The 14849-nt window shown below is 38.0% G+C and carries 11 protein-coding genes; 8 read left to right on the forward strand and 3 right to left on the reverse strand.

Going from position 1 to position 14849, the window contains the following annotated elements; all coding sequences use genetic code 11:
- Nucleotides 1-98 precede the first annotated feature (98 nt).
- The 5 genes from Q0983_RS01620 to Q0983_RS01640 all read left to right on the forward strand — a co-directional run bounded on the left by Q0983_RS01620 (nucleotide 99) and on the right by Q0983_RS01640 (nucleotide 5312).
- Nucleotides 99-524, forward strand: a complete 426-nt coding sequence (locus Q0983_RS01620) for a hotdog fold thioesterase (protein WP_299547751.1) — start codon at nucleotides 99-101, stop codon at nucleotides 522-524.
- Nucleotides 525-529: 5 nt separating this feature from the next.
- Nucleotides 530-1669, forward strand: a complete 1140-nt coding sequence (locus Q0983_RS01625; RefSeq protein ID WP_299547754.1) for a chorismate-binding protein — start codon at nucleotides 530-532, stop codon at nucleotides 1667-1669.
- A 412-nt stretch (nucleotides 1670-2081) separates the two neighbouring features.
- Nucleotides 2082-3839, forward strand: a complete 1758-nt coding sequence (locus tag Q0983_RS01630; RefSeq protein ID WP_299547757.1) for a thiamine pyrophosphate-binding protein — start codon at nucleotides 2082-2084, stop codon at nucleotides 3837-3839.
- 95 nt (nucleotides 3840-3934) lie between these two features.
- A complete protein-coding gene (locus tag Q0983_RS01635; RefSeq protein ID WP_299547760.1) occupies nucleotides 3935-4273 on the forward strand; it encodes a DUF2853 family protein in 339 nt (112 codons plus the stop codon).
- A gap of 202 nt (nucleotides 4274-4475) precedes the next feature.
- Complete coding sequence (locus Q0983_RS01640; protein ID WP_299547763.1) at nucleotides 4476-5312, forward strand: S1-like domain-containing RNA-binding protein; 837 nt, start codon at nucleotides 4476-4478, stop codon at nucleotides 5310-5312.
- A 144-nt stretch (nucleotides 5313-5456) separates the two neighbouring features.
- Here the strand turns inward: Q0983_RS01640 and Q0983_RS01645 are convergent, their stop codons facing one another.
- Nucleotides 5457-6635 (reverse strand): HYR domain-containing protein, encoded by a 1179-nt coding sequence (locus tag Q0983_RS01645; RefSeq protein ID WP_299547766.1) that lies wholly within the window; start codon nucleotides 6633-6635, stop codon nucleotides 5457-5459.
- Nucleotides 6636-6764: 129 nt separating this feature from the next.
- Between Q0983_RS01645 and mnmE the strand changes: the two genes are divergently transcribed.
- Nucleotides 6765-8162: a tRNA uridine-5-carboxymethylaminomethyl(34) synthesis GTPase MnmE gene (gene mnmE / locus Q0983_RS01650; RefSeq protein ID WP_299547769.1), complete on the forward strand. Its 1398-nt coding sequence runs from the start codon at nucleotides 6765-6767 to the stop codon at nucleotides 8160-8162.
- A 94-nt stretch (nucleotides 8163-8256) separates the two neighbouring features.
- Here mnmE and Q0983_RS01655 read toward each other — a convergent pair whose 3' ends face one another.
- Nucleotides 8257-8943 (reverse strand): RraA family protein, encoded by a 687-nt coding sequence (locus Q0983_RS01655; protein ID WP_299547771.1) that lies wholly within the window; start codon nucleotides 8941-8943, stop codon nucleotides 8257-8259.
- A 4-nt stretch (nucleotides 8944-8947) separates the two neighbouring features.
- Complete coding sequence (locus tag Q0983_RS01660; RefSeq protein ID WP_299547774.1) at nucleotides 8948-10159, reverse strand: DUF4861 family protein; 1212 nt, start codon at nucleotides 10157-10159, stop codon at nucleotides 8948-8950.
- Between the two features lie 121 nt (nucleotides 10160-10280).
- Here Q0983_RS01660 and Q0983_RS01665 point away from each other — a divergent pair, with 121 nt between their 5' ends.
- Together Q0983_RS01665 and Q0983_RS01670 are read left to right on the forward strand one after the other, a co-directional pair.
- Nucleotides 10281-11174 (forward strand): AraC family transcriptional regulator, encoded by an 894-nt coding sequence (locus tag Q0983_RS01665; RefSeq protein WP_299547777.1) that lies wholly within the window; start codon nucleotides 10281-10283, stop codon nucleotides 11172-11174.
- 538 nt (nucleotides 11175-11712) lie between these two features.
- Nucleotides 11713-14841 carry a TonB-dependent receptor gene (locus Q0983_RS01670; protein WP_299547780.1) on the forward strand — a complete coding sequence of 1043 codons (3129 nt, stop codon included), beginning with the start codon at nucleotides 11713-11715 and terminating at the stop codon, nucleotides 14839-14841.
- Nucleotides 14842-14849 lie beyond the last annotated feature (8 nt).

Consider the following 14849-nt stretch of genomic DNA (forward strand, 5'->3'; position numbering starts at 1 on the left):
TTGTAGATACTATTTTCTAAAGAAAATCACTCGAAGTGACCTCATCATTACTGTATCATTTTGTATTTTTGTTTGCAATTTTAAAAGTAGTTATTTCTATGCAATTATCTAAAGAAGTTATGATAGAGCGATTTCGGGAGATGACAAGAGGCACCTTGATAGAAACGCTTAATATTGAAATGGTTGACTTTGATGATGACTTTTTAATTTTAAAAATGCCCGTGACTCCAAAAGTACATCAGCCGGATGGCGTATTGCATGGTGGTGCCACCGTGGCCTTAGCTGAAACCACCGGTAGTTTTGCAGCGGAGTTGTTGCTGGACACCAAACAGTTTTTTGTACGTGGTATAGAGATTTCAGCTAATCATGTAAAAAGTGTGCGTAGCGGCCATGTATATGCCAAAGCTACGTTTATTCATAAAGGGCGTACCACACAACTGTTTGAAATCAGAGTGACCAATGATGACGATCATTTGATCTCATTATGTAAATTAACTACTGTTTCACTTCCAAGAACCAAATAAACCACATGACATTGGAAGATTTTTTTAAGCGTATTGCAATACAGTACGAGCAGCAATTACCGTTTGTAGTTTACAGAAAGCCCAATAAAACTGAGGTTAAAGGGATACTGCAACAAACGTCCGATTTACATTTTACTACTGATTTTACTGAAAAGGGCTTTGTGTTTTCACCGTTTGATGACAGGGAAGACACCGTTTTAATGCCTTTGGAAATCTCAGAATCCATAAGAATTTCGTCTGTCATTCCGGAGTATCATACTGAGCTTGTCGAAGTGAAGGCAGGAATCCACTTAAAAGCTATTGAAACTGATTCAGAAGGGAAGGAACACCACATCAACCTGGTTAAAAAAGGAGTGGAAGCCATTAAAAATGATGCCTTTAAAAAAGTGGTGTTGTCCAGACAGGAAGTAGTTGCTCTTTCCGAAGCGAATCCGGTTACTATTTTTCAAAAATTATTAGGGAAATATGCCTCGGCATTTGTGTATTGCTGGTATCACCCTAAAGTAGGGTTGTGGTTAGGCGCCACTCCCGAAACGCTTATAAAGATTGAAGGCAATCGGTTTTCAATTATGGCGTTGGCAGGCACCCAGGATTATAACGGCACTTTGGATGTCGTTTGGCAAAACAAAGAAAAGCAGGAACAGAAGTTTGTAACCGATTTTATTGTGGATAGTCTGGAACCTTCAGCAGAAAGTATTAAAGTATCGGATACCAATACCGTTAAAGCAGGTAATTTGCTGCATTTAAAAACCATGATCTCGGCTCAGTTAAAACCGGATTCTAATTTACAAAAAGTACTCTCTGCTATTCATCCAACACCGGCCGTTTGTGGTTTGCCAAAGCAAACGACCAAAGATTTTATATTAGAGCATGAAAACTACAATCGGGAATTCTACACTGGTTTTTTAGGCGAACTGAATTTAAAGACGGTGGCGTCTCCACGTTCCGGCAAACGAAATATAGAGAACAGGGCCTACGCCTTTAATAGAAGCAGTACCCAATTGTATGTGAACTTGCGTTGCATGCAATTAAAAGATGCTAAGGCTATAATATATGTCGGAGGCGGTATTACCCAAAGCTCGGATGCTGAAAAGGAATGGCAGGAAACGGTGTCGAAGTCTCTGGTTATTAAAAGTGTCCTGTAGCTTGGAGAAAGAAGCCTGAAGACGGAAGGTAGAAGTTAGAAGCTGGGAGTTGGAAGTTGGAATATCTTGGAGACCTTGCGTCTTTGTGAGGGAATTCAGTTGGCAGTCGCAGTATTCAGTAGGCAGTTGCGACCCCACGTTTTGTTTGAAATTTGAAATTTAGTCCCGTTAGCTATCGGGATTGTTATTTGAAACCTTGGCGCCTTTGCGTCTTCGCGAGAGGATTCAAGACCAGTGACCGAAGACAGAAGTTGGAATTTGGGTTTTGTGATTTGAGATTTAAGACGGCTTGGAGTCTTTGCGTCTTAGCGAGGGAATTCAGTTGGCAGTCGAAGCCCGGAAAATTGTATTGAGAAGTCATGCGGTGATTTTACACGGATTTCTTACTTTAGCAGTTATATTTATAAGTATAATGATATACCCAAAGATCCCTCTCGCACAAACGGTCATTCAACTATCAAAAGCTAAAGGCATTAAGCATATTGTGATCTCTCCAGGTAGCCGAAGTGCGCCCTTGACTATTGGTTTTACCAATGATGATCATTTTAAGTGTTACAGTATTGTAGATGAGCGTTGTGCCGCTTTCTTCGCTTTGGGAATAGCCCAGCAGTTGCAGGAACCCACCGTGGTGGTATGTACTTCGGGCAGTGCCTTGTTGAATTATTATCCGGCCGTGGCCGAGGCCTATTATAGTGATATTCCGTTGGTAGTTATTTCGGCTGACAGGCCCAAACATTTAATTGGTGTGGGCGACGGGCAAACCATTAACCAACCAAATGTTTTTGATAATCATATTCTTTATTCGGCAAATTTAAAACTAGATTTAAGAGAAGAAGAAGAAGATGAGGCAGCGGAGGAACTTCCTATTTTTAAGAACCTGGAGAACAAACTGGAAACCTTACTGGGCTTAAAACAATCCATTCAGGAGTTTAATGAATCGGAAATAAATAAAGCGATCAATGTGGCTTTGCAAAAGAGCGGCCCCGTACATATCAACGTGCCTTTTGATGAGCCCTTATACGAAAGGGTTGAAGCATTATCAGTTAATCCCGAGGTAGAACAGCCAAAAGAACGATTGCCAGAATTGGATCCGTCCATTCTAAACGATTGTATAGACGACTGGAACACAGCCAAACGGAAAATGATCCTGGTAGGTGTCAATCAACCTGATCAAATAGAGCAACAATGGCTGGATGCTTTGGCAAATGATGCCAGTGTGATGGTATTTACTGAAACGACATCGAATCTTCATCATGATGCCTTTTTTCCAAGTGTCGATAAGATTATTGCTCCATTGGATGATACAGGGTTTAAAAACCTGCAACCGGATATTCTTTTGACTTTTGGCGGACTCATTATTTCAAAGAAGATCAAGGCTTTCCTAAGAGCTTATAATCCCGGGCAACATTGGCATGTGGATGTTAAAAAAGCGAACGACACGTTTTTCAGTTTAAATAGATTTATAGAAACACCGGCTAATTACTTTTTCTCTAAATTATTGCCGGATGCTAAAAACGTCCCAAGTGATTACAGGTCTGCCTGGGATGCTGTAAAAAACCATCGAAGAGCAAGGCATTCGGAATATCTTGATACTATTGCATTTACAGATTTAAAAGCCTTTGATAGTATTTTAAAGGCCATTCCTGATAATACCGTTTTACAACTTGGAAACAGCTCCACGGTACGGTATGTACAGCTGTTCAATATAAACAAAACACTGGAAGTATATTGTAACCGAGGTACCAGTGGTATAGACGGCAGTACTTCTACAGCAGTAGGTTGTGCTGTGGTGGCCAATAAACAGGTAACGCTCATTTCTGGCGATTTAAGTTTCCTGTATGATAGCAATGGACTGTGGAATGATCATATCCCCAATAACTTCAGGATCATCGTTATTAATAATCAGGGCGGTGGTATTTTCAGAATTTTACCGGGTCATAAGAATACAGAGAATTTCGACACTTATTTTGAAACCAACCATACCCTGACAGCAGCACACTTGTGCCACATGTTTGGGTTGGATTATAGTACGGCTTCAAACGATTCAGAATTAGAAGAAAGCCTGCAAACCTTTTATTCCGAAGGAGATCGGCCCAAATTATTGGAGGTGTTTACACCCAAGCATTTGAATGATGAAGTGCTTTTAAACTATTTTAAATTTATCGGATAAAAAAAAGACTTTGCGGAAAGTGCCGTGTCCAAAAAATGGTATCTTTAGAACAGCTATCAATAAAAATATTCATTAACAATTAAACAAGTATTATCATGAATAAACGAGACGAACTCATTGCAAAATACGCTGCAGATTTAAAAGATAAATTCGGTGTTGATGCAGATATGGATTTGTTGACCAAAGTGACCATAGGTTGCGGCCCATCCATTTATAATGCAGATTCTTCTACGGTCTCAGGTTCGGATGAGTCTGAGTTAGAAACCGTAAAGAACAATTTCTTAATTAAAAAATTGGGTTTAAGTGCCGGTGATGATCTGGATGAAGGTATTGCTGCTATAATGGATCAGTATGGTCGGTCTAACAGAAGTAAATATCGTGTTGTAGTGTATTATTTGTTGACCAAGCATTTTGGTAAGGAATCAGCCTATTAGGGATCTATCGTTCATTATATAGTCAAGCGCTGCCATTATCGTAGCGCTTTTTTCTTGTCCTGAATTTATTTCAGGATCTCACACCGAATTCATTTCAGTAATCTTTTTTGTGTCTTCGAGAGCCTCAGGCACCAATAGAACTTCTTTTTAATGCCTTTTCTAATAGCTTTGCGCCTTTGCGAGATAGTTGTACCTTTGCCCGATGATACAATTAGGGCAAATAAACACCTTGGAAATACTCCGTGAGACAGACCACGGCATTTATCTGGTTGATGAGGAAAATAACGAAGTATTACTTCCAAATCGCTATGTACCGGAATCATTTAAAATTTGGGATAAAATAGACGTTTTTGTCTATTTGGATAACGAGGAGCGCCTGGTTGCCACTACGGATGTCCCTTATATCATGTTGGGTGATTTTGCGTTGTTGCGCTGCAACCAGGTAAACGATTATGGCGCGTTTTTAGACTGGGGATTGGTCAAGGAATTATTTTGTCCGTTTAAAGAACAGGCCTTTAAAATGAAACCGGGTGGCTGGTATTTGGTGTATTGCTATTTAGACGAAAAAACCGAACGCTTAGCGGCTTCAAGTAAAACAAACCGGTTTTTAAGCAATAAAGACTTAACTGTTAAACCGTTTGATGAGGTAGATCTGATCGTCTCACATCCCTCAGACATTGGTTGGAATGTTATCGTGAACAGGACCCATACCGGATTGATCTATAAGGATAATATATTTACCGATGTCAGTGTGGGCGATAAACTGAAAGGGATTATTAAAAAGGTCCGTCCGGGAAATAAACTGGATATTACTTTGGGGCAAATAGGATACAGAAACATTGAGCCTAATGCCAAACGTGTTTTAGAAGCGCTGGAAGATAATAGCGGCTATATAAACCTTACGGACCGATCAGATCCGGAGGCCATTAAGGACCAATTGCAAATGAGTAAAAAGAGCTTTAAAAAAGCAGTGGGAACGCTATATAAACAGCGTAAAATTGAATTAAAACCTGATGGTATTTACCTTGTTAATTCCTGATTAGCGTAAAAAATTCAACTTTAAAGTCGTTTTCTTAATGAAATTCAGACCTGTCACCTTGAGCGCAGTCGAAAGGCTCAATCTGACAAAATGGAATTATTGATCACTAACATTACATACTGGTAATTATATCAAACTCACATTCTACTCATCTTCCAACTTCCAGGTTCTTACCCAATCATAATAGGTAGTGCGTTCTGCTTCAGTACCACTCATACCGCCACCATCGGGAACCGGATTCCAATCATAGGTTTCAACAACCATTCTCAGATACATAGGTAAATCAAACTCAGAGGGAGGTGTTACGGTACCTACTTTTTTACCGTCTAAATACAGTTCTACTTCTGTTGGGCTTTTCCACCAACCGGCGTAAACATGGTAGTCGTCATAGGTCTTTCCATTGATGGAGGCCGTATTACCTTGCGAGCCCGTTGGTGTTTCCGGGCAAGCGGTATTTCTGCTATGTGTATTAGAATGCATACTGCTATTAAATGATTGTGCCCAATTGGCAGTTGTGGTTATTTCGCCAACACATTCCTGGATATCAAATTCTGTAACACGCACATCGCAGCCGGTACCATCGCTTCTCCTATTGATGAGCCAAAAAGTAGATGACATAAAGGTTTGGCTCGATTTCATTCTGCATTCAAAATAATGGCCGGGTCCTATGGGAGCTATGGAAGTGATAGAAGAGCCCGCATGTGTAAACGTATGGCCGTTTACAATTTCCGGTGCCGGTAGCTCGTCGGCCGTAAGTCTTAAATTACCGTCAGCAACTGACACGGTATTTTTCTTAAAAAGCCCTGGCGGTCTGCCAATCCATCTACTGGGATCCGTATTTAGCCATTTAGTCTCATCTAAAGTATTGGTGTTAAACTCATCCGACATAGTATCCACTCTGGTCCATTTTTTACCTGAAGGTGTTGGATTGGTCTCTACAAAATAAGGTATATTCTCAGAGGGGCCGTTTTGGGTTACAATAACATCAAAGCTACAGGTTGCTTTATTGCCCGCGGCATCCGTTACTTCAAATGTATTGGTAGTGGTGCCTATGGGGAATAGTGCTCCGGATGCTATACCCGCAATTTGGGTGGTTACAGCACCGGCTATATTATCAGTACCAACAGGTGCTGTATAGGAGACTTCAATTTCCGTGGAAAAAATATCGACAGTCACATTAATATCGGACGGACAATTAATGCTTGGATCTATGGTATCCACTACAGGCGCTTCTTTTTCGTCATCGTCATTATTGCTACTGCAAGTCATTATAAACAGTGAGGTCACTAAACAAGAGAAATAAGCGAATTTATACTTAAACATGCTATGCTATTTTAAATGGGTATTGCAAATTTCTGTCATATTTTGTCATTTTAATGCTACAGATGTCCATTAAGCTGAAACAAATGAATTATACCTGCCGGAGCATTTCAAATTGTGTATTTTTGCCTTATGATTCACAATGATACCATAGTAGCCTTGGCAACGCCTTTCGGGGCAGGAGCCATTGCTGTGATCCGCTTGTCGGGAAAAGAGGCTATTGTCATGGCGGATAAACAGTTTAAGTCGGTTTCCGGTAAGCAATTGTCAAAGCAACCTACACATACCATTCATTTGGGGCATATTATTGACGGTGACAGAACGTTGGACGAAGTGTTGGTCTCAGTTTTTAAAGACCCGAATTCTTATACGGGTGAAAATGTGGTGGAGATCTCCTGTCATGGTTCCAATTATATTCAACAGGAAATTATTCAATTATTCTTAAGAAAAGGATGCCGGATGGCATCAGCAGGCGAATTTACCTTGCGTGCTTTTTTAAATGGGAAACTGGACTTAAGTCAGGCGGAGGCGGTTGCAGATTTGATTGCCAGTGATAATGAAGCTTCCCATCAAATAGCCATGCAACAAATGCGTGGCGGATTCTCATCCGAGATAGCAAAACTTCGTGAAGAGCTCTTAAATTTTGCCTCTTTAATCGAACTGGAACTCGATTTTGCTGAAGAAGATGTGGAATTTGCCGACAGGACCCAATTCAAAGATCTGATTGACCGTATTATGTTGGTTTTAAAGCGGCTGATCGATTCGTTTGCTGTTGGTAACGTGATTAAAAATGGCATTCCGGTTGCTATTGTAGGGGAACCTAATGTGGGGAAATCCACTTTGCTAAATGCGTTATTAAATGAAGAGCGCGCTATTGTATCTGATATAGCCGGAACCACTCGTGATACCATTGAAGATGAGATTTCCATCGGCGGTATTGGTTTCCGTTTTATTGATACGGCGGGTATTCGTGATACTAAAGATGTGGTGGAGAGCATTGGTATCAAACGTACCTTTGAAAAGATAGAACAGGCGCAAGTGGTTATTTATTTGTTTGATGCCGAATCCATTTTCGCCCATAAGTCGTCGGTTGAGGCGATATCTGTTGAGATAGAAAAAATTAAGAACCAGTACCCTCAAAAGCCCTTAGTGGTTATTGCCAATAAAATTGATGCGATCTCAGAAAAGGAGTTACGGGAGCTTACTATGGGTATTCAGGATATTAAACTCCTTTCTGCAAAAACCGGAAAAGGGGTTGAAGCACTCAAAAACACCCTGTTAAGTTTTGTCAATACAGGCGCATTGAAGAACAACGATACCATTGTCACCAATACCAGGCATTATGATGCTTTATTAAAAGCTTTGGAAGAGGTTTCAAAAGTTAAAGATGGACTTGAAACCGGATTATCCGGTGACCTCCTCGCCATTGATATCCGCCAGGCCTTGTATCATTTTGGTGAGATCACAGGTGAGATATCTTCTGATGATCTTTTGGGGAATATCTTTGCCAATTTTTGTATCGGCAAATAGACAGTAATTTTTATTTGATTTCATTTGAATGCAATTGGATGTCAATCAAATTCTTGTTAATAACTTCAAAAGTTATATTTTTCCCTAAGAATCCTTACATAATCCCAAATTTTTCAAAAGCATCCACGGTACTCATTCCATTTTCTAAGGCCTCTTTTACAAGCTGTTCTCCTCTAGCTTTCCCAATAGCACCCTCAAAAGCCTCTTTTTCAACATCCTTAGGAATAATAAGCACCCCATCTCTATCGCCAAAAACGATATCGCCGGGGTCTATTTTTATGTTGTTAATTTCTATAGGAATACCATAGTCAATAACTTTTCCACGTGGTCCTTGATCCTGAGCATATGTACCGATGGAAAAAGTTGGAAAATTTAATTTCTCAATTTCATTGGTGTCCCTAGAGTAACCATTAACTACTGCTCCGTTTGCCTGAAGCTTTATCGCTCTGGTACTCATTAGACCTCCCCAAAGCGCATAATTAAAAGAAGATCCTGTACAAATATATACCTCATTCTTTTTCAAGCTGTCTAAAGCTTCGAACATGATGCCAAAAGGTTTCTCCATAATTGGGTTCTTTGAATTCTTTACAGACTCAGCGAAAACATCGGCTTCTAATACTGGCATAGCCCTGCCAATAACTATCATGGTCTTTTCAACAGGCTTTATATTTGGCGACAAAAACTGGTGCTCATAGCCCATTTTATCAAGTATATCGCCTACTAAGGCTGTAAACAATTCAGTTCTTGCTATTTCAAATAATTCGTCGTCTGATTGCCACATAACTCTATTCTTTTATAATTTCTATTTTTAAGGGGTTGTTCATTTTTAATGAGGTCTCCTTAAGATGTTTGGTCCAATCATCATAATCGGTGAAATCACCCTGTTTTTTCCAGCCAAAACCAGCCCAATAACTAAAACCGTTATTGGTTAGCACACTGTAAATATTAATGTTATTAAGACGCTCATCTTCATGTATGCTTGTGTCCAAATCATAGTTCAAAGCTGATTTTGGGTCAAGTAATACGGCTGTTCCTAAAAAAGAATCATCCAAAGGCTCCCAATAGGAAATCCAGCCTTCTTTCTTGTCAAACTTTATAGTTCCAGCTCCTTTGTGTAGAGTGATACCGGCGGATGCCGCTTTCAATGCTATATTTGAAGTATATGAAACATCACAATGATAAAAATGAGATCCTAAATCAATTGAAATTGTTTTTTTCTCAGAGACCTTATTTTCACAGGCATCAATGGGCTCATAGTTTAACTCAAAAATTGTTCTGATTGGTCCATTGGCAATAATTTTCCACGAAGCAAAATTTTCGCTCAATATACTTTTCCCTTCACAAATTAATGAGGTGCCTCCACAACCTCTTGTTGTCCCTACATGATAATTATCCAGACCTTCTCCGCGGTCCTCATGATATGAAATCCCCTTTTGGTAATTGGCATACCATGCATCTATAATAGGGTAGTCAACACGTTTTAACCAACAATCAATTCCGCTGGAAATGAGGCCTGAAGCGTCACCAGCTTCGTATAGACGCTGACATTCGGGACCGTAGGTTCGAAAGGCTACTTTATCATTTTCCCAGGCAAAATCATCCATCCGTTCAGGTACAAATCTGGAGTAAGTATAATTTGAATAATCGATTTTAACATCTGGATTTTGAACCCTTTTCAAAGTAAATGTTTTTGATTCTTTGGCATCAATATGAGTTTGAAACAATAGGTAATCTCCAATGGAATCAGAATTTATATCGACCGTTTGAGAAAGTACAACTTTACCGTGCTTGTCAAGCACCTTATATTCTTCCACTTTTTTGAATTGGATGTCTAACTGGTCCAACCATATTTCTATAGATTCATTAGATCTTGAAATGTCTAAATCATTAGTTACTGAAACCGTGTAAAAAGGTTCAGCAGTTCGCTTACAGGAAAAAAACATGATTAGAAAACAGCCATTAAAAAACCAAAGTAACTTGTGAAATTTAGAATACATAATTAGATTTTTTTCAAAGTAAGGTAATAGGCTGTAAACATTGTATTTTAATATTGATTTATTTTATACGTATATTTGCATTATTAAGTTGATAATAAGTTATTTTGATAAAATTAGTGCAATGAGTAAAGCTAAATTTCTTTCTATGGGTTATGAACCCGGGAGTGCCTTAACCATAAAACATCAGCATGTAAAGTACTTTCCTAATCCATTACATTACCATAAAGAGCTTGAGCTGGCTTATATTGTTGAGGGATTTGGAACAAGGTATGTTGGTAGCAGTATAAAATCCTATCAAAAAGGAGATTTGGTTTTAGTTGGAGAGCAACTTACCCATGTATGGATGAGTGATGATATATTTTATGAAGATAATGAATTAGACACCCAAGCTATTGTTGTTAAGTTTCTCCCTGATTTTGCCGGAAAGGATTTTTTGAGATTACCGGAGGCTTATGGCATATTAAAAACGCTTCGAGATGCTTCGGGTGGCTTAAGAATTACCGGGAAAGCAAATGAGTTGATCGGCAGTATTTTAAAAGAAATGCTCCAACAATCTCCGTTGGAGCAAATATTGTCTTTAATGCAGATTCTAAATGTAATGTCAAAAACAGAGGAGAAGTTTGTACTATCTAACTATGACTTACATAAGTCAACTAATCCAAAGGAAAAAGATAGGATGAATAGAATTATAAAACACACTACTTTAAATTTTAGAAGGAGCATCCCTTTGGAAGAAATAGCTAATATTGCCAATTTATCAAAAAGCGCGTTTTGCAGATATTTTAAAAATACAGTTAAGAAAAGTTATGTGGAGTTTCTTTATGAGATTCGCGTAGAGTATGCCTGTAAGTTACTACTAGAAGATGATTTGGGAATGACTCAAATATGTTATGAGTCTGGATTTAATAACCCTTCTTCATTTTCACAAATATTCAAGCGTATTAAGAGAGTTTCACCTAATAAATACAGAAAAAATAATAGTATTATTCGTAAAAAAGAGAAGCAATATAGCTGACCTAACATGAAATTATAAGCAAACCTAATTTATAATTAAAGCGAAAAATTACATTTTTAGCTACTTTAATAGAAGAGAATTCCTTGGTCTGCTGTTTTAGGAGTTCTACAAAACCTGATCAAAATAAGCTTAAAACTTGTTTTAATTTACAATAACATTCTATCCCTAAGAAGCGCACATTTTTTATATAGAGGCTATAGCACCAGTTTTTAAAGCCTTTAGCATTTTCCTTTAATCTTAAGACTAATAATTATAAAATCAGTATAGCATTAACTGTGTTTTATAATAAGAAAAAGTGTGTTAATATTATCATTATAGAGATATAAGGTATTTATAATGCAAATATTTATATATAAATAATCAAGATTAGTATAATCGAATATTTGATAAAATATAATTTTACACCCATAATAATGAGCAAATTAATATTATTAAAGATTTTTTTTACTAATTCTATAAAAAATATAGGGTTTTGGTTATAATTTAATAAGTGTGCTTGTGTGTTATTTAGTTAAATCAATCTAAACAAATTAAACTTATGAAAAAACTTTACAACAAAGATCGACATTCTTTCAAATGGAAGTCGACGACTATCTGGTTAATTCTTTTATTTCTCTGTTCTCAATTGACGATAGCATTAACAGATGTACACTCTGAAATTAATACAAACAATGAAGTTGTTTCATTAGATTTTCAGAAGTTGGTTACGGGTAAAGTAACAGATGCGTCTGGAGTTCCGTTACCTGGGGTTTCTGTCCTGTTAAAAGATTCAACAACAGGAACAACCTCAGATTTTGATGGTAATTACTCTATAGAAGTACCTAAGGGAGGTACACTTGTTTTTAGCTATGTTGGGTTCGTAACCCAAGAAGTAGTAATTAATGATCAATCACAACTTAATATCATCTTAAGTGAAGATGTTGCTCAATTAGAAGCAGTTGTTGTTGTTGGTTATGGAACGCAAAAGAAATCTGATCTTACAGGGTCTGTTGCCAGTGCAGATGTTGAGGCATTCGCCGATCAACCTAATACAAGTATTGTGCAGTCATTACAGGGATCCGTAGCTGGTTTAAATGTTGGAGCTGTTAATAGTGCAGGAGGGTCGCCTTCAATTGAGGTTAGAGGCAGGAATACGTTTGCAGTCAACCCTAATGATTCTAATCAACTTATAGGTAATAGTCCTTTAATTGTTTTAGATGGTGTTATTTACAGAGGGAGTTTGGCCGATATCAACCCTGCAGATGTGGCGAGCATTGATGTCCTGAAAGATGCAAGTTCGCAGGCTATATACGGTTCGCAAGCTGCTAATGGCGTTATACTAGTTACCTCCAAGAAAGGGAAAAGAGGTGAGAAGCCACAGATAAACTTTTCAACCTATTATTCTTTTGATTCACCTGCGAACAGATTACACCCTGTAGGGAGGCAAGGTTTTATTGATCATGTGTATAAAAGGTTTTATGAAGATGCTTTTCTGGCCCCGGATTACACACAACCAAACCCAGCTTTTGATGAAGCAGGAAACTTTCCATATCAGTCTATCATTGATGGATATAACAATGGTACAGATACTAACTGGTTAGACCTAGTTACTCAGGATGCTAGTATTCATAACATTAATATAAATGTGTCTGGAAGAACAGATAAAACGAGTTACTTTTTATCTGCGGGCCATACAAAGCAAGATGGATACGTAAGAAACGATAAATATAAAAGAACAAATTTAAGAGCAAATTTTGAAAATAAGGTTACAGATTGGTTAACCTTGGGCATGGAGACATCATTGGCCATAGGAGATTACTCTGGAATTGAGGCCAATTTACTTTTAGGAAATTTATATTCACCTCTCATTGCTCCTTACAATGATGACGGTACGTTGGCAACCGACCCTATCGGAATTGATAGAAGTCCTTTACTGCCACTGGAAATAGATCAATTAGACAAGCGTTTAAACTTGTTTGGAAACTTTCACGCCACTATCAAACTCCCTATAAAAGGGCTTAAGTACAGGATTAACCATGGAGTGAGTTATAGAACCAGAAGGGATTATAGGTTTAATGACATTGGAAATAATTTTACTGGAACAGCATCAAAATATAATTCATATACCATTGACAGAACTACTGATAATTTATTAACATATAGTAAAACTTTCAATGATATTCATGATTTAGATGTTACACTTTTATATGGGTATGAGGAAAGAGAAGGAGAGGACACAAGTGCTAATTCAGGAACCTTTTTAAACAGTGTATTAGGTTATAATTCTCTTGAAGCAGGAGACCTGGATCAACAATTGGTTTTTTCAGGTGCATGGGATGAACGTAGTATCTATCAGATGGGTAGGCTTAATTACAAGTATAACGACAAATATTTATTGACTTTTACGGTTCGAAGAGATGGCTTTTCTGGATTTGGTACCAATACCAAATTTGGAACATTCCCTTCGGTAGCGGTTGCATGGACAGCCAGTGAAGAGCCCTTTATTCAAAAGGCATTACCTTGGGTTGATAATTTAAAACTGAGAGCTACTTACGGTGAAACAGGAAATAGAACAGTTGGTAGATATCAAACCTTGGCCAGGGCCCAAACAGGTTTCTCATATGTTTTTGAAAATAATTCGGCCTACGCACAGTTCATTTCAACCTTAGGAAATAATGATTTATCCTGGGAAACTACTACAGGGCTCAATATTGGTTTGGATTTTGCTGTCTTGAAAAACAGGTTAAGCGGTAGTATCAATTATTATAATACTACTACCAGGGACATTCTATATGCTGTTGAAATCCCAAGGATTACAGGTTTTCAGAATATTTGGACCAACTTAGGGGAAGTAGCTAATACAGGTCTTGAGGTATCTCTATCAAGTCTAAATATTGATTCAGAGGACTTTAAATGGAAAAGCACCGTGAATTTTTCAACAAACAAAAATGAAGTTGTTAGTGTTTTAGGAAAAGATGATGATGGTGATGGTGTTGAAGACGATTTAATACAAAACAATTTATTTATTGGAGAATCTATAGGTGCTGTTTATGGCTATGTAGATACTGGGCGTGTTTATCAATTAGGAGACAATATCCCTGCAGGGTTTAATCCTGGTAACCGTATTTTCGAAGATTTAAATGGTGACGGGGCTATTTCGGCAGATGGAGACCGTAGAATTTTGGGTAGGACAGAACCCGCTTATCGTTTTAGTATTTTCAATGAATTCACTTATAAAAATTTAAGTTTAAGTGTATTTATTAATTCTATTCAAGGAGGCAAAGATGGATATTTAGGACAAAATACGCCAACCGCGACCGAATACAGGTGGCGCAGTGATAATGCCAGTACCTACAATATCGTTAGAGAATTCAGACCCTGGTCACCCGTAGATCCAAATGCTCCCCATGCAGGTATTCTCTTTGATGACCCTGGAAATTTAACCACAAGTCATAAATGGTCCGACAGAAGTTTTATAAGACTTCAAGATGTTAGGCTTTCATACAGCTTCCCTAAATCTTTATTGGATAATACATTCGTCAATCAACTTCGTGTTTTTGCCACTGGTAAAAATCTACACACATGGACGAATTGGGAAGGAATAGACCCTGAAACAGGTGCTGGTTTTAACTTAGGCGCTAGACCTGTTATGACAAGTTATTCATTGGGTATTAATTTAACTTTTTAAAAAAATAG

The sequence above is a fragment of the Seonamhaeicola sp. genome (assembly GCF_028281565.1).
In the GTDB taxonomy this organism is placed as follows: domain Bacteria; phylum Bacteroidota; class Bacteroidia; order Flavobacteriales; family Flavobacteriaceae; genus Seonamhaeicola.

Bases quoted from the DNA above. Each gene is read 5' to 3' on its own strand.
- mnmE (WP_299547769.1), top strand. From the start codon at position 6,765: ATGATTCACAATGATACCATAGTAGCCTTGGCAACGCCTTTCGGGGCA.
- Q0983_RS01630 (WP_299547757.1), top strand. From the start codon at position 2,082: ATGATATACCCAAAGATCCCTCTCGCACAAACGGTCATTCAACTATCA.
- Q0983_RS01665 (WP_299547777.1), top strand. From the start codon at position 10,281: ATGAGTAAAGCTAAATTTCTTTCTATGGGTTATGAACCCGGGAGTGCC.
- Q0983_RS01625 (WP_299547754.1), top strand. From the start codon at position 530: ATGACATTGGAAGATTTTTTTAAGCGTATTGCAATACAGTACGAGCAG.
- Q0983_RS01620 (WP_299547751.1), top strand. From the start codon at position 99: ATGCAATTATCTAAAGAAGTTATGATAGAGCGATTTCGGGAGATGACA.
- Q0983_RS01655 (WP_299547771.1), bottom strand. From the start codon at position 8,943: ATGTGGCAATCAGACGACGAATTATTTGAAATAGCAAGAACTGAATTG.
- Q0983_RS01645 (WP_299547766.1), bottom strand. From the start codon at position 6,635: ATGTTTAAGTATAAATTCGCTTATTTCTCTTGTTTAGTGACCTCACTG.
- Q0983_RS01640 (WP_299547763.1), top strand. From the start codon at position 4,476: ATGATACAATTAGGGCAAATAAACACCTTGGAAATACTCCGTGAGACA.
- Q0983_RS01635 (WP_299547760.1), top strand. From the start codon at position 3,935: ATGAATAAACGAGACGAACTCATTGCAAAATACGCTGCAGATTTAAAA.
- Q0983_RS01660 (WP_299547774.1), bottom strand. From the start codon at position 10,159: ATGTATTCTAAATTTCACAAGTTACTTTGGTTTTTTAATGGCTGTTTT.
- Q0983_RS01670 (WP_299547780.1), top strand. From the start codon at position 11,713: ATGAAAAAACTTTACAACAAAGATCGACATTCTTTCAAATGGAAGTCG.